Source organism: Chryseobacterium sp. SSA4.19 (genome assembly GCF_022601875.1).
Lineage (GTDB): Bacteria > Bacteroidota > Bacteroidia > Flavobacteriales > Weeksellaceae > Chryseobacterium.
In genome coordinates this window covers 1-16,349 of record NZ_JAKVIP010000042.1, presented here as the reverse complement: position 1 = coordinate 16,349, position 16,349 = coordinate 1, and the positions used below count along the sequence as shown (strand labels likewise).

At 35.2% G+C, this 16,349-nt stretch carries 14 protein-coding genes, 1 rRNA gene and 1 pseudogene; 6 read left to right on the top strand and 10 right to left on the bottom strand.

What is annotated here, in order from left to right; translation table 11 throughout:
- Positions 1-192, top strand: a 192-nt coding sequence (locus tag MKJ01_RS18130; RefSeq protein ID WP_241615636.1) for a hypothetical protein, incomplete at its 5' end; no start/stop codon positions are given.
- Between the two features lie 329 nt (positions 193-521).
- Here MKJ01_RS18130 and MKJ01_RS18125 read toward each other — a convergent pair.
- The 9 genes from MKJ01_RS18125 to tssO form a co-directional block, all read right to left on the bottom strand.
- Complete coding sequence (locus tag MKJ01_RS18125) at positions 522-1,376, bottom strand: SH3 domain-containing protein (protein WP_241615635.1); 855 nt, start codon at positions 1,374-1,376, stop codon at positions 522-524.
- A gap of 144 nt (positions 1,377-1,520) precedes the next feature.
- A complete protein-coding gene (locus MKJ01_RS18120; RefSeq protein ID WP_241615634.1) occupies positions 1,521-2,507 on the bottom strand; it encodes a DUF5991 domain-containing protein in 987 nt (328 codons plus the stop codon).
- A 201-nt stretch (positions 2,508-2,708) separates the two neighbouring features.
- Positions 2,709-3,500 carry a hypothetical protein gene (locus tag MKJ01_RS18115; RefSeq protein WP_241615633.1) on the bottom strand — a complete coding sequence of 264 codons (792 nt, stop codon included), beginning with the start codon at positions 3,498-3,500 and terminating at the stop codon, positions 2,709-2,711.
- A 29-nt stretch (positions 3,501-3,529) separates the two neighbouring features.
- Complete coding sequence (locus tag MKJ01_RS18110; protein WP_241615631.1) at positions 3,530-6,454, bottom strand: M23 family metallopeptidase; 2,925 nt, start codon at positions 6,452-6,454, stop codon at positions 3,530-3,532.
- A gap of 17 nt (positions 6,455-6,471) precedes the next feature.
- Positions 6,472-6,975 carry a DUF4280 domain-containing protein gene (locus tag MKJ01_RS18105; protein ID WP_241615629.1) on the bottom strand — a complete coding sequence of 168 codons (504 nt, stop codon included), beginning with the start codon at positions 6,973-6,975 and terminating at the stop codon, positions 6,472-6,474.
- A 94-nt stretch (positions 6,976-7,069) separates the two neighbouring features.
- Positions 7,070-9,469, bottom strand: a complete 2,400-nt coding sequence (gene tssR / locus MKJ01_RS18100) for a type VI secretion system protein TssR domain-containing protein (RefSeq protein WP_241615628.1) — start codon at positions 9,467-9,469, stop codon at positions 7,070-7,072.
- Positions 9,470-9,517: 48 nt separating this feature from the next.
- Positions 9,518-10,429, bottom strand: coding sequence for a PKD domain-containing protein (locus tag MKJ01_RS18095; protein WP_241615627.1), 912 nt, complete (start codon positions 10,427-10,429; stop codon positions 9,518-9,520).
- A gap of 54 nt (positions 10,430-10,483) precedes the next feature.
- Positions 10,484-11,011: a type VI secretion system transmembrane protein TssO gene (locus tag MKJ01_RS18090; protein ID WP_241615626.1), complete on the bottom strand. Its 528-nt coding sequence runs from the start codon at positions 11,009-11,011 to the stop codon at positions 10,484-10,486.
- A 10-nt stretch (positions 11,012-11,021) separates the two neighbouring features.
- Entirely contained in the window at positions 11,022-11,558 is a 537-nt protein-coding gene (gene tssO, locus MKJ01_RS18085) for a type VI secretion system TssO (protein WP_241615625.1), read from the bottom strand.
- 175 nt (positions 11,559-11,733) lie between these two features.
- Between tssO and MKJ01_RS18995 the strand changes: the two genes are divergently transcribed.
- The 5 genes and pseudogenes from MKJ01_RS18995 to MKJ01_RS18060 all read left to right on the top strand — a co-directional run bounded on the left by MKJ01_RS18995 (position 11,734) and on the right by MKJ01_RS18060 (position 15,872).
- Positions 11,734-12,405, top strand: a complete 672-nt coding sequence (locus MKJ01_RS18995; protein ID WP_241615624.1) for a response regulator transcription factor — start codon at positions 11,734-11,736, stop codon at positions 12,403-12,405.
- 139 nt (positions 12,406-12,544) lie between these two features.
- Positions 12,545-12,835: an HU family DNA-binding protein gene (locus MKJ01_RS18075; RefSeq protein WP_027388329.1), complete on the top strand. Its 291-nt coding sequence runs from the start codon at positions 12,545-12,547 to the stop codon at positions 12,833-12,835.
- A 360-nt stretch (positions 12,836-13,195) separates the two neighbouring features.
- Positions 13,196-14,755 (top strand): Rne/Rng family ribonuclease, encoded by a 1,560-nt coding sequence (locus MKJ01_RS18070; protein WP_241615607.1) that lies wholly within the window; start codon positions 13,196-13,198, stop codon positions 14,753-14,755.
- A gap of 91 nt (positions 14,756-14,846) precedes the next feature.
- Positions 14,847-15,053 (top strand): annotated as a pseudogene (locus MKJ01_RS18065) (acyl-CoA carboxylase subunit beta); the annotation flags it as partial.
- A 585-nt stretch (positions 15,054-15,638) separates the two neighbouring features.
- The gene (locus MKJ01_RS18060) at positions 15,639-15,872 is read left to right on the top strand and encodes a transposase (protein WP_302850498.1); all 234 of its coding nucleotides are present in this window, start codon (positions 15,639-15,641) and stop codon (positions 15,870-15,872) included.
- A gap of 133 nt (positions 15,873-16,005) precedes the next feature.
- Here the strand turns inward: MKJ01_RS18060 and rrf are convergent.
- Positions 16,006-16,114, bottom strand: a 5S ribosomal RNA gene (gene rrf, locus MKJ01_RS18055).
- Between the last annotated feature and the right edge of the window lie 235 nt (positions 16,115-16,349).

Here is a 16,349-nt window from a genome sequence, read left to right as displayed (position 1 = left end):
TATTACCTGGAAGAACCTGCACTTTTTAGCATTTTCTTTAAGGCTAATCAAAAAATTAAAAGTTTAAACAACTTCATTATCAAATTTTATAATCTGGATATCAAAGCTTGTTTTGAGGCCTTCCTTGTTTCTTGCCAAAAAAGAATAACTGCCGATCCATTCTCTTTCATTACTTTGATAACTACTTTCTGACTGACAAAAAAAGCTGCTTAAAAAAACGAAAAAATACAGTATTATTTTCATAATTAGTTTTTTTCCCTGTAGAATCAATAGAATAGTTTACAGCTACTTTAGTAGAATCTGCAAGTCCTGCTAAGGTATTAAATAAGCAACAATCTTTCTTATGATATTCTATTATCCCGTAGCTAGCGTTTCTTCAGTATCATAGAAAAGTTTAGCTGATATAACTTGTCTACTCTCTTTATCAATTAATAGGTGTACTTTTTATAGGTTTTTACTTGAAAATAGTAACAGAATAAAGAGTAGATCTAGAACTTACTTCATTTACAGTTTCTTATTAATTAATTTGGTTTCACTCTACTTTTATGAACATATCCCTGATTTCCTGCGTCTGTCCTTATGAATAACCAGTCACCGGAACGATTTAATATCTTAATATTTTCTCCTGAATTTATCTTCTGAAGAATCTGTGAGGTCGTATTTTGCTCTTTTCTAAGATTGGTAAATCCGTCCTGATCCTGAATCTTATATCTTTTTATTTCATGACCAACAGTACTTTCAATCCTGCATTTTTTATTTCTTTTCGCTTCTTCAGGAATAGGATTTAATTTTTCTGACCACCCTGATTTTGTCATATCAAGATTCTGACTTACTTCACAAATATATTTTACAGGATTTTCTGAGACATCTGACATGGTCTTATAAACAATGTTTTTAAGGATCCAAGTATTATTTTCGGGAATAATGGTAAATTCTTTTTCATAATATCCCCTATCAGGAAAAAAGGTAATAATTTTCAATCCTTTATCATTCGGAATTTCAGAAACAGATTTAATGATGTTTCCTCCATCTTCAGAAAAGTTTGTGGTTTCAAGAGACAAATCATAAGTACCTGATTTATTCCCAAAAAATACAAGTAAATCTTCCCCTTTATAGGCTACACTACTTACCACCTTATCCATAAGACCATCTTTGTTTACATCAAAGGTTTTAATAAAATAGTATCTATTATTTTCATACGTTTGAATAGAGGCTCTTTTCTTGTCAGATGAAATATTGTTTTTATTAATTTTTAATATATCACGATTGGTCTTCAAATTACTAAGCATCATTTCTTTATCAATCAGCTTATTTTGTTTGCAAGACATAATTAATAATAAAAGACATATACTAAAGAATATTTTTAAATTTGTCATGTCAACTTCCTGTTTGATTTAGATTAACGTTTTAATTAACAGAACACTATTAATTAAATTTTTCATTTAAATCCCATCTATAAACCATGAAATAACGATTATAGATGACTACAATCTTCTATTATAAATATTAATCAATATGCATCACTTTTTAATTAATTCTATTTCAGTATTGTAACTCCAATCATCATTTGCAACTATTGGGCTTTTAATATAGTATTTATTTTTGTTTAAAATAATTACCCCTAAAACACCCATATTGGAATGATCTGAAAATCCGTCTCCTTCAATATTTTTTTCATAACTTAAAATAAGAGTATTGTTTTTTTCTTCAATTTTACATTGATCCGTAAAATACGTTTTGTATCCCATTCCTGAAAAAGTGCAATTTCCATCTTTAACTTCTATCGTATAATCTATTGACATTTCGGAAGCATTATCTAATTTTCCATAATCAATATTTACATTATAAACTCCTTTCCAACTATCAGATTGTTTCTCACCATTATACAAAGTGCCCTGAATTTTGTTCTCAGGAAAATATTCAGGAAAATTATTTAAGAAAAAAGCTGAATTTAAATAGGGTGGTAATTTTTCAGATTTTATTTTTTTCAATAAATTCCAACTTTTATTTGTTGAATTGTAATAATACACTTCAGCAATACTATTATTTTTTGCATAAACACTTTCTTCAGAACAATTTCCATTGGTATCTAAATATTCATTTTTTATTTGATATGAAAAAATATTATAATCATTAGTTTCCTTTTTTAATATCTCACGTATTCGTTTGTCATCTTTTTCTAAATCAATAGAATTAAAATCATACTTTTCTAAAAAAACATCTTTCCAAAAATGTTGTAATGTTTGTGTTTTAGGAATATAATGAATAGTAAAATATCCATCCCCGGCACAATCTAAATATGATTTTATGGGATGATCTGAAATGTTTGACTCATCAATTATTAATGAATATAAACTGTTTTCAAATTTTTTATCAAAAAAATTCGTTCCATTAGTAGTTTGCTTTACTTCTTTCCCTTGTATTTTATTTTCTTGACCACCTCCTTTACATGATAGTAATAATAAAAAGATGAGAAATAATAGTGTTTTATTTAATCGGATTTCCATTTTCATTAAATTTAGCAATTCATCCTAATTTTTCATTAAAAAAGGTTGAGTATATATTAATTACTAATTTTAAGTTTTCTCAAAAATAATTCATTAACATCTTGAAATTCAACCTCATTGAATTTTTTTTGAGTCCAAATTTTTGAAGGTATTTTTTTGACAACCATATAAGACTATTACTATAACGCATCATTAAAAATTTTAGTCGGCACTGTATGTGATGGTTCTTTTAATATTATCTCCGTTTTTTTCAAGAATAATATCCGTAATTCCACCGGCGTACTCCATTTCTATACTAATTTTATTATCCTGCACTTTGACATCGGCTACCATAAGCCCATTCTGGTTGATATCCATAATGATACTTTTTACCGGCAGTTCTTTAGGAAGATATTTTGAATCTTTGACAAGTGCTTTGCTGATCATTTCTTTATATGCACCTGCCAATGTTTCTGAAAAAACAATACACTCCTGCCCGGATATCATACCTCCTGTAATATCTCTGCATTGCGTTCCTTTCTTTTTCGGTTCATACTTTACCGGTTTGGCTCCGCATATTTCTGAAAATGGATATTTGGAAAGGATGTTTTTATCATAATGCAGTTCAACGGGAGATTTGGGATCAGCAGTAATATCCAAGAGCTTGTTGCTTCCGGGAATAAACTCCAGCCAGGCTGCTGTATTTTCTACAGTTCTCATCTGCCCGGATCTGTCTGAGACATCTTTAGTGTACATTTCCACTGTAATATTGTCATCCGATATATTTTCAATCCTTATGAAAACCTCACTGAATTTTTCTACAGCTTCAAGATTGCTTGACAAGACTATTTCTTTTAGAAGCTCTTCACAGGAATAAATTTTTTGAGATTTAGCCCCATTGTTCTTTTGTATAGAAGTATCAATTTTCGCAAGAACAGGCTGGGCAGGTTCTATGTGAGTCTTTTTACAGCCAAATAATAATATACAAAAAGTAATTATTATTAAAAATTTCATCCTGTAATTATTTATAATATTTTCCATACTTATTCTGCCGCAATTTCGTTTATGAATCTTGCTCTAATATTCTGTAAAGAAGTTTGATACGACGTCTGTGCCGTTGTGTTGCTGGCATTAAACCACCGGGCATAGTTACCATTATATTTGATAATATATTTGGCTTTGTACTGCATTCCTGCCAAGACCGATGGTAACTTCACAAACTCTTTTTTCCTATCCGTCACTTGTGCGTTACCGCCGGCGCCGCTTAATCCTTTTCCTTCAAAAGCACTCCACGTCCCTACTGGCTGCTCGGTAAACAGATTCTGATCCCAACCATAATAGGGCGCCTCCCCGAAAACTTCCATGCCACCGGTCCCGCAATGCTGATACTGCTTAGATTTGAAATGGTTGGTTTCTAAACGGTACATTTTTTCAACAATGGTTACAAGCTGTTTACCAGTTACTTCAACTTCTTTCTCGGATCCCTCCCATTTCCAATTCCATTTGCTGTCTTTATAAATATTATAAAGATCCTGAATTGCTTTTTTTCCGTCTTCTTCTGTAAACAGCTCATCATCTCCGGTATCTTCGCCAAAAGTATTTCTATAACCTTCTTCCAATATATCCACAGAATCTATCAAGTCTCCTCTTCTGCTATATTTATTATTGCCCATGAGTATATGATTCTTATCCATATCAAAACCTAAGGATCCCGAATAGTGTTCAAAGTGAATCATATAAATTGTATGGCCACTGATTACCGTAATACCCTGAAGATGTCCTGTAACACCTAGTTTTTTTCCCTGTGTTACTTTATCTCCTTCCTTAACGGTTTTGGTACTTGGATCTACTTCTCCGTAATTTATAATAAATTCCCTACCGTCATTGGTTGTATGGTGAACGGCAATATAATCTGTCTGGGCATAAAAAGGTGCTGTTTTCAGGACAATTCCATCTGCGATAGCAACTATAGTAGTTTTAGGCTGTGTATATAAATCTCTTCCTGCATGTTTTCTTCTGCCTTTACTTCGGTTAGAGTTGAAGGTAGTCATGTTACTACCTTGATCTGCGGCCCAGTAATAATTTTTACCCCAAGTTTCTTCTTTATCATTTTCAGGTTTCACGAGTAAAGGGAAGATGACAGGTTTTGTTTTAGTTACAGTAAAATAAGAGCCTTCTTTTTTCAGAAAATCACCTGTATGTTTTTTGATGTTGCCCTGGCATTCTGCTTTCAACCAAAGATATTCGATAACATTCTTATAGATATCAAAAGTAATTTGTTCACCTTTACTGTATGACTCTTTGGTAATAGCTTTTACAATAGTTTCAATCCTTGCTATTTTTTTCTGCCCTGCCAATTCGGATTTTATCTTATTGACAATTGTCTTGGCAACTTCGCGTTTTTGTTTTTCATTAACTGTAGCATTGTTTCCGCCAAAGGAATAGGTGTAGGTACCGTCTTTAATCCCGTTCAACTTTTCTCTCCATTCAGCTAGTTTTTCATCATCTTTTGGGCGAAGCTTGACTTTAATTTTAGCCATGTTATTTTGTACTACTGCTTTAAGAACTGTAATTTCATTAGCGTTTTCTTTGGCTTCCATTACCGGCAAATCAACATCTTTTTCTACAAACAGCGTTTCTTTTTCTTTAATGTTGATGATAACTTCCTTACCGTCCAGCAAGAACGTTTTAGCAACAACATATACTTCTTCACCAATCGGCATGCTGTTTATTCTTATGAACTCCGGCCCAAGCTTAAATAAACTGATGGTAAGAACCTCATTTTTCTTATAGGACGTTTTAGTAAGTAGGGTTTTAATATTATCCAGTTTACTGTATTTCTTCTCGGCCCTTACAGCCGTATCTACTTTTGACTTGATTAGTGTAGCAATTTTATCCTTATCAATATTATTATTGTCGCTTTTAAAAGTATATTGATACTGGCCTGCAGCTTCATTTGTCTGCAAGGTAAATTCTTCTTTTGCAAAGTAAACATCAGTAAGACCTTCTGTTTTCACGCCTTCTACCACACTCACCGTTTTCCCCTCCGGTTTCTGAGCAGTAGGCTTTTGATCCGGTTTTACCGTACCTTTGGATTCTACCCAATCCCAGAGTTCATTCAGGGTATTTCTGGCAGATTCGGTTATTGAGTCTATAATTCCTTTTTCCTCTTTTTGAGACGGAGGCTTTTGCGCGGCAGGTGAACCGCTTGCTTTTGGGTTTGATGAAGAGGGTCTTGTGGATGGTGGATTAGTTTTAGGAGTTGGTGTTGGCGCTGGTGGCCGATAATCCGGATTTTTCACCTCAATATTTCCGGTAGCATGCTTTTTATTTTTATAATATTCTACCGTTACGTAGAACTCTAATTCTTTTGGATCCCTTTCTCCCTGCATCGCTTTCTGCATCAAGGCTTTGGTCAAAACAAATTCGGCAGTTGCTGTTCCAGCCCTGTCAACGATTGCTTCTTTGCTGTCGACAAAAAGATTTTTAGCATCATGCCCTTCGCCTTTAGCATCATCTTCCCAAAGAGTAAAAACGAGTTTTTTATTCGCCAGATTTACACACTGTGCTTTAGCAACCAGTTTTTCAGTATAGCTAAATACGGTTCCTTTGGAGTCGTCTACATACAACAGTTCAACTTTATTGATCTTAGGGACTTCTGCCGGCTGCGGCGTAATATCAATGGTTGTCGCACCGGAACCTTCAGGCTTATGCAGATAGGCTTCCAGACGGTATGTATTTTTTGAAGCCACTTCACCAAAAGTGAAATTTCCATCCCCTTTTTTCCTGATGTTTGTCGTTGTAAAATTTCCGTTGGATCGCTTTTTAAATAATTCCCAGGTCACCAAAGCGGGATTCCTGTCGCTGTCTGGTGTCGAAGGATACCAGTCTGTAATAGTATATAAGGTCTTTTCTCCTACCTTCGGTGTAGGATTTCCTGCAATTCTTGAAACTCCTTTTTTCGACATTGAAAGTATTTTTAAGATTAATAAGCATCTAATTCACTTTCCAAAACCGTTTCTTTGAAATCCTGCATTTTTACCAGCGGATTGATATGCTGTACAGTTTTGTTATCGGCATTCTTAACATTCTTTTTGCTCATGTGGCCGCGCTGTCCATGGTCTTTGACTGTAATTTTACCTCCAACGGTGCATAAAAGTTCAGAAGCTTCAGTAACTATCCTTTTGCCTGTAATTTTTACTTTATCATATGTTTTCTGCCATTTTCCTGCAGGTGCATAGGAACAGGGTAAATTTCCACCTGAAGAAGGCTTAAGCCTGCATTTTCCGAAACTCGGACCGGAAGGATTGAACTGGAGATCATCTTCCGTAACACCCAGGAAATCGTCGTTCCCATCAGAGTCATTCCAAAAATGTTTATTATGTGAAGAAACTTTATACTGTGGGAACTGGTCACCCTGGTTACACTGGGCTTTGCCTTTTTGTACGACAAAGTGTTTGCCGTCATGTGGAGATGATTGCTTTGACATATTTCTGTAATTTGGGTAATACCAAAGATAAAAAAATTACGGTAAAAAAATAAAAAAGCGAAAATAAATTTTCGCTTTCTGATATGATAAGATATTAATGTTGAGTATATTCCGGCTGCTCGGTGGGCAACAGTGTCGGCATAAAGTATTCATTCAGCCAATAGAAGGTTTGCCCGTTTTGCTCAATTTTTACAGCAGGATCGTTTCTATGGGAGAGCATTCTGTCTGCAAGAGTTTTGTAATGTTTGAAATACGTTCTTGCAGTTTCATTGGTTACAATTTTAGATTTCTTCCATCCTCTCAGCATATATTTGGACATTAATTCCTCTTCGCTCGTGTCAAAACCTGTACTCACTCCTACGGCATACGACATAGGCTGTTTGTAAAGTTCGCTCTTGTCAAGGAATTCCAGGGTCGGATTATATTTTTTCAATAGTTTTATGTATTCATTAACTGCTCTTCCCTGTTTAAAATCCAGTCTTTCGGCTCCTGTTTTCTGGTAGACTTCCGTGTAGAATGATTTTAAATTGTCATATTCTGTTTCAGAAATCAGAATTCCTTTTTCCAATCCAGGCTTATAGTCTTTCAGGTCTTTCGGAATATAGCCTTTTACCAGAAACGGATTTCCATAATTAATCAGCTGTGCAGCAATACCTGCCGGAACCGGATTTACGAGACCCGGATACAGATATTTATATTTCACATCAACATCTGTTTTACCTGCTCCTACTTTTGAATGGAAATATTCATCCAAAGTCTTATCTATATTTGAATTGTCCAGTGTCACCTGAGCAATTAGGCTGTCCACTGATTTCTTAAGATATCCGGGTGCAGCAATATCCCCTTTCTTAGGAAAAATAACAAATCCTTGAGACATGCTTTGTTTAGGATAATCCAAAGAGAAGAAACCTTCATCCCCCTCAATAAGATTAAAGTTATTCTTTGTCAGGACCTGCTCCTGTTTGATGATTTTCTGCTTCTTTAATTCGGTGATATTTTTTGCGGTATTGGTCACCACATTTTCCGCCATTAAAACAAAATCATTATAGGTATCCGATGATCTAGCGCTGCTCTGGAACATAATCAGGCGTGCCTGAGCCTGTGTTAAAGAACCGATCACTCCATACATATTCCCGCTTTGGTTCGCAGAAGTCCCTATCGTGACCACGATATTGGTTTCATCAGGAACGTTAGACAAAAGGTTGCCTGCAGCTATTAAGCCTTCATTGACAGGCTGATAACCACTGTTACTCGGACAGTTCATTTCATTGGTCTTCTGATCGATATATGTAATGATTTTGTCATAGTCTGTACTTAAATTAGAAACGGCTACATTATCCCCGCAGGAATTATTTTTATACAAAACCACTCCATATTTCACCTGATTGTAGTAAGATGGCTTTTCGAATTTAAGCTGAAGGTCCTGAAGCAGAGACTTTACGATAGGTGCATACGGTGCATTGGAAGCACTGATGTCTAAGGTAAAAACAATATTAAGCTTTTTATCTCTTTCCGTAATTTCTCTGTAACGGCCAAAATCAATCGGTTCACCTAAAACGTTGACAACAGAATTCCTGCTGTAATCCAATATGTTTGTGAAATATTTTGTCTTTGAGTCGGGAGTTGGCGGTTCATGCAGTGGCAGGCTCACGGGAAAAATATTTTCGAGCGGCGTTCTTTTATCAACGTCTGTCAGAAGAATCGCTGTTTTGTTTTCCCCATTATTTGCTCCCGGATAACCTTCATGTATACCATAGGATGTTTCCACAATTCCTGTAGTATTTTTCATTTTAACCGCTGAACGTTCACCCCAGGATGAAATCATATTGGAACTTACCCAGCCATAAAGATTGGTGCTGATGCTGTCAATATCCACAGATGGCTTTTTACCTACCAGAAATCTCTTGTTGTTTTCAGCCTGCTTGTATACGTATACGATCTGTCCGTTAGGAATTTTCACATCGGCCTGCTCAATCAGACTTGGTGAATTAAATACCATTACAGAGTCATTTTTATAATATCTCTCAGAGCTTTTGATTACTTCGCTGTTGTTGGGTACAATCGCTACTTTTACAGGAAACCCTGTTTTTTGGCTTTTCAGAGCATTATTCCAGAGAAGCAAATCCGATTCCGGGATCCAGCCATATGTTTTAATCTGTTTTGATGATACTTTTTTCATCAAAGCATCAGGAATATATTCCGCTACCTTCACCATTCCGTCACGATGTTTCAAAACCATTAAAGGTTCCAGAAACTTAACTTCCTTGTACGATTTTTCATCATTTTTATCTAAATAAGCCGTATTTCTGGACCGGTCTGAAATAGCGATCCATGGCACTGCTTTTTTTGGAAATCCATTGACAACGGGAGAATTTTCAACCTGTCCGTATGTTGCCGGTTCCGGAGTTCGCTTCGAAGGTAATTTTACCTGACAGGCTGTCAGTACTACGGAAACTCCAATGTAATATGCTGCTAGAGGAAATTTATTTTTCATCCTAATTGATCTTTTTATGATTGGTAAAGTCCTGAAAAGCGGACAGAATTATTTGCTTTGGGTAATGTCGACTTTGGTTACACATTGTTGTATATCATCAAAATTCACTTTCACAGTTTGTATAACCGTATTCTTATCAAACTGAAGACCTGCGCAGTACATATAGAAATTATTTACTTTGCTGTCACTTACTTTTACCACGGTATTTTCATTATTGCACAAATAGGTTCTCAGTAAATAATTATAGTGCATATTAAAATCCCTTCCCAACGCAATCTGCTGAAGATGCCTTTTGAAATCGTCATCAATTTTGGCATATACGTCTTCTGCACTTACTTCTTCTTTCAGGTCATCATAAGCCTTAATAATCTTGATATGGTGCAGAATCGGCTCCTCGCTTTCATCGGTGTAAAGCTTAACAACATAATCCCCCGGTTTTTGATAAGCATAAAATGCCAGCTTGTCTTTAGAATCGATATTTCCTGTTTCCCCGAATCTCCAGGTAAATTCTTTGGCATCGGAAATGGCCCGGAACTGTACGTTGATATACTGCTCAGCCTGAGAAGGAGCATCGATTACAGCCTGAACTTTTGTGCTGTCTGCAGGTTTTGGAAGATTCCTGGCAGAAACCATGAGATTAAAAGATTTTGAATATTTATTATCGATAATCAGTGTTATCTGATAATATCCGGGTCTTGCATAAAAATGAATCCCTTTACTCTTATTCGAAGTGCTTCCGTCTCCGAAATTCCATTTTCTTGTTTTAGCAAACGGAGTCATATCTTCAAATCGAAGGGTATCTCCTACTGCAATGTTATTGGACGGGTTTACAGTCCCCACAATATCGTCGGAGGAGTGTATCACCTTTTTTTGAAGCCACAATGCCACAAGTGCTGCTATAAGCAATGTTGCAATAACAGCGATGATAATGTTTTTCTTGTTTTTCTGAAAGTAATTCATAGTTAATTATGGTGTGATATGTGTTGTAGATAATCTGCAGTTAATGATTATAAATTACTGATTTCTTGATTTCATGGCAGTTTCCCTCTGGAAAAGCTGGCTTTTTACCTCTTTGAAACCAATGGCGCATTCTTCAGCCTGTCTATCCAAATTCTTTATATTTTCGGTTTTGCTTGAAATGATTCTTTTGTCGTTAAAATACATTTTATAAAATTTTGCGATCTGCGGATAAGCATCTTTACGGATATCGCCGATATTCTCCCCAGTCTGAAAATAGCCGGCAATATCATTAACACCATACTGGATATCATTCTCTACAAAAGGCTCAGGCGGTTTGTCTGACAGTCTGTTGATCATTGAAAATGTACTGTCTAGCGTTTTAAAAGATAATTTCTGCTTCTGGTCGAACTTTGCTTTTTCCTCAAGTTTCTGTATGGAAATAATATCTTCATCTGCAAAAGGCGATTGAAAGCCTTTCAAAAATATGATCCCCAGAAAAAGAAGTGCTGCGATAAGCATTACAATCAGGTATAAAAACTGGTAATGTCTTTCTTTTTTTGATAATGTTATCTGTCCTTGCATGGTATTCGTTTTATCTTCTGCGTCTTATTCCTGTAAATTTCCTCGTAGGATCTACACGTAGTTCATTATTAATAACCCCTATATTACCTTTGCATTCACTAAGCTTCCTCAAGGCACTTTGCTCTTTATTAGAAACGGTGATGATCTCTTTTTTCAAAGCCATCATCGCGCCGATTTGTTTCATAAGTATGGAATAGTGCTTAAAATTATCTGCGGTATCTTTCCCCATAAGATTTTTAGCATCCTGTATATTATCCATAATATAGTTCCGCAAAATAATATCATTGTTTACCTTGTTGATATCAAGCTGATCCATCCGGTAAAGAATACTGTCTACATGAATCCGTAAGGTGATGCTTCTGTCAAGCAGAACGCGATAGTTATCTGCTTCTTTTTTAACTCCTTCGCGCTGGATATCATAGCTTTTGAAAAAGAAAAAGATACAGATGAAAGAAACACCTGATAAGATAATAAATGACAGAATAAACTTCCAAATGCCTATTCTTACGTCTGCGTGGTTTAATTTTTTCTCCCTGCTCGAAGACATATATTTGTGATTTGTTTGGATTGTGAAATTATAAAAAAATAATTGATGTACAAAATTAAGTATTCAGTCATTTTTCACTATTTACCAATTATACCAAGATTAATTTTAACTTTCGGCTTATTTTCATAATTTAGTAATCTGAATTTTAATCATCATTCGCCAAATCGATATTAAAGTGAGCAAAATATTAACTAATACCGTGAGGTTTTCAATAGCAGACAGTGATTTTTATTTTAAAAAAATACTGATTAAAACACTTACTGAAAATCCTTTTCACGTGCTTCTTAATGACTGTAACAATGGTCATGAGCTGATCAGCAGAAACTACAGAAGACAGGAAGATGTATTCATCATCGAACTTTTCATGCCGGTGCTGAGCGGCATTGAAGCCATAAAGTATATCCGGAAAAGCAATAGCGAAACCCCTATTATTACGTATTCCGGCACTTATCAGGAAGATATGGCGGATATTCTTTCAAAATTAGGAAATATCTACTACTGCCAGAAAAAAAGTAATATAATCAAAGATATTTTTAGAGGAAAAATAGCCTCAGACAGTTTTGACTATGCGCAGTACAGCAAAGAATGGGAACAGCAGCCTTTAGCGGTTCTGGACTATTTAGAAAGGCAGAAAAAAAGCCAGGAAGAACTGTCTTCTACGGAGATCCAGCTTATGAAGTTCTGCTATGAGGGATTCAGCAATAAGGAAATCGGAGAAAAACTGAATCTCAGCACAAGAACTATTGATACTTATATCAACCGACTTACTGAAAAGCTGGGGCTTAAGACAAAACTGCACCTTATCAGGTTTTGTGTAGAGCACGGATATTACAATTCCAGCATGTAAAAGTGAGTTAATATGAATTTAACACAGAATAAACATTAATTTTCAACCTCTTATAAAAAAATATTTTACCACTAATTTGTTAATATTCAATTTTTTTAACTAAATTTGCACACCTAAAATTTAAAATTAAAATAAGGAAATGACAAAGGCAGAATTGGTAAACACCATCTCAAATAAGTTGGGAACCGAAAAGAATGAAACACAGAAAGTGGTAGAGGCTTTTATGCAGGAAATCAGGACTTCTATGTATAATGGCGATAATGTTTACCTGAGAGGATTTGGATCTTTTATCATTAAAACAAGAGCAGCTAAAACAGGAAGAAACATTTCTAAAAATACTGCTATTGAAATCCCTGCTCACAACATTCCGGCTTTCAAACCATCAAAATCTTTTGTGGAGAAAGTAAAAACGAAAGTTACCGTAAAATAAGAACATTAACTGAATATTAACTAGTTACTAAAAAATATAATTATGCCAAGCGGAAAGAAAAGAAAAAGACACAAGGTTGCAACTCACAAAAGAAAGAAAAGAAGAAGAGCAAACAGACACAAGAAAAAATAATCTCTTTTTCTGAGATTACATATAATAATATAGTTGGTGATTTTTAAATATTAAAAGGTCACTGACTATATTTGTTTTATAACTATAAGATGTTCCGGAGAGAAATATTGATATTTCATTAAAAACATATGTTCTATTCATTACTAATTCTTATCTTAAGGATAAATTATATGTCATGAAAAATAGAACATTTTCCCGTCATCTTAACAATTTTTATCTTACAACAAAATGAAGAAAGAACTAATAGTTTCGCATGAAGATAATCTCACCAAGATTGTGCTGCTGGAAGACGGAAGACTATGTGAACTTCATGAGCAAGAGGACAAAAGCGATTTTATAGTTGGAGATCTGTTTATCGGAAAAGTAAAGAAACTGGCACCTAATCTAAATGCCGCATTCGTAAATATCGGATATGAAAAGGATGCTTTTTTGCATTATCAGGACTTAGGACCGCAATATCTTACCTATAAAAAATTTTTAAAAGATACGATTTCAAAAAAACAAAATACTTCAAGTTTAAAAAACTTTGAAATCCAGCCTGAAATCAATAAAAACGGAACTGTAGACAAAGTAATTGCCAAAGATGACCTTGTTTTGCTGCAGATCACCAAAGAGCCTATTTCTACAAAAGGGCCTAGAATTTCTACTCAGATTTCACTGACAGGGCGTTTTTTGGTGCTTATCCCTTTTGACAATAAAGTTTCGATTTCTAAAAAAGTAAACAGCTTTGAAGAGAAGGAAAGATTGCGGACGTTGATTGAAAGTATAAAACCTGAAGGATTCGGAGTCATCATACGCACGGTAGCGGAGGGAAAAAAAGTAGCCGATCTCCACAATGATATGAACCAATTGATTCAGAAATGGGAAAGCACTTTTAAAAATATACAGAAAAACAAAGTTCCGTCCAGGGTTTTAAGTGAAGATGATAAAGCTTCAGCTATTTTAAGAGACAATTTCAACCAGGATTTTGTAAGCATTACCTGTGATGATGAGCAAATGGTTGAAGAAATGAAAAATTATCTGGAAGTGATTGCTCCGGAAAGAAAAAATATTGTCCATTTCCACAATTCACATATTCCTCTTCTGGAATATTATAATGTTGAAAAACAGCTCAAACAAAGTTTTGGCAAACATGTCAACATCCCCAGCTCAAAAGGTGCCTATTTGGTCATCGAGCATACCGAGGCACTGCATGTAATCGATGTTAATTCCGGAAACAATATTACAACCGGTACAGCTGTTAATAAAGAACATGCACTTAAAGTCAATATGATGGCGGCCACTGAGATTGCCAGACAGCTTCGCCTCCGTGATATGGGTGGGATTATTGTTATCGATTTCATTGACATGACCAATCCGGAGCATAGAAAAGACCTTTATGAGCATTTAAAACAAGAAATGACACGTGATAAAGCGCGTCATAAAATTCTTCCTCCGAGTAAATTCGGACTGATACAGATTACCAGACAAAGAAACCGTCCGGAAAAGCAAATCGAAACCAAGGAAGAAAATCCTAATAAAGACGGAGAAATCGTTGCTCCTATCGTTATTGTGGAGAGAATGGGCGATGCCTTGAGAAGTATCATGCAAAAAGAAAAAGGGAAGCTCTATCTTCATGTCCACCCCTTTGTAGAAGCCTACCTTACCAAAGGCTTTAACAGCATCCAAACGAAATGGTTTATGAAGTACAAAAAATGGGTAACTGTTGTTCCCCGCGATTCTTTTAAATATTTAGAGTACAGAATTTACAATTCAAAAAAAGAAGAATTGATCGGATATTCTAATTAATAAAAAATTTTAAAACCTCCAGTTTTCCGGAGGTTTTTTTATGAATACAACTTTTATTAATCATATGATTACAGGTAAGAAAAATATATACATTTCTGCAGAAGAACATCAGGAGATTCTGGATACGATTTCCAAGCGTTACCAGAAACAGACTGAGGCAACGTATTCTGCAGCCCGTCTTTGGACCGATGCGATAATCAATCCTGTTGATACCAGAAAGTGGATTTCTATGGGTATTGAAGCTGCTAACCATTCCCCAATTACAGAGAAGTTTAATTTGGGAGTTATCCAGGTCTGATATTATTATCTTTATACAACATACAAGCTTTACCCTTAGGTAAGGCTTTTTTACTTACATCAATAAGATGAAATGATCAAGAAGAATGAATATTTTTTATGAGTCTGCTTCCGCTATGCACTATTAATCATGGTACCCTGGTTTTGCAGCTTGATTGTCTTTCTACTTTCATCTGCCAGCTTGGGGTAATCGGTAATCGTTTCTATCGGGCTAGAGCGTATACAGAGTTTCATTTGGGATTAGTTAGCAGTATTGCAAATAGGCTTAAAGTACCAAGTTTATATTTTTATTGGTTTGTACTGTAAAAGATATTGTATTAGTAGTCATATTAATTACAATAGAACTGATATAAGCAATAGCGATGATGGGAATATTATTGTAACTGAATCGGTATTAATGATATCTTTAATGTACTAGAGTATTAATCGTAACATTAACAGCTTCAATAAGAACTTAGATATTAATACTTTCTTTTCAGGCTAATTAAGCACTTAAATGGTCCCATCTTTTACAACGAATGCTTACATATTTTGTCCCGATGGTAATGGTGATAAGTGGCAGGAACAATAGTTATATACAAAAGTTCTGTATGCTTATTGTTTAGGTTTTGGAGGTTGGATTTCTGGATTCAAAGCTTTTTCAGTACTGGTGAAAACAATAATGAATCCTTACAGAGATATCCTAAACTATTTTGACAGCAGAAGCACCAATACAGCAGCTGAATCATTCAATGCCAAAATCAAAAACTTCAGAATGCAACTCCGTGGTGTGAAAGACAAAGCGTTTTTCTTTTTCAGATTAACGCAACTTTTTGCTTAGTCCCCAACTTTTGTGCTTGATCCGCTTTTGGGTTTACACTTTTAGGTTTTGGATTTTAGGTTGGAGGTTTTTGTTTTAGGGTTTAGAGTAAACAAAAACTCCTTCATCGTTTTGATGAAGGAGTTTAAATAAAGACTGGCGGCGACCTACTCTCCCGCTATTCGCAGTACCATCGGCGCTGGTGGGCTTAACTTCTGTGTTCGGAATGGGAACAGGTGAGCCCCACCGCTAAAACCACCCTAAAGGTTGTATATAGCTGTAGGCAGTAGGCTATAACCTTGAGGCTTACAGCATAAAGCATACTGCTTTTTATCGGTAAATTTCATCACAAAGGCAAAACCAGTATTGCACTCATAAGGCTTGGACTACAGCATATTGCTTTAAGCTTACTGCAACCTTATAGGCTATAAATCTACGGGTAATTAGTACTACTCGGCTATGCTGTTACCAACTTTACACCTGTAGCCTATCAACGTG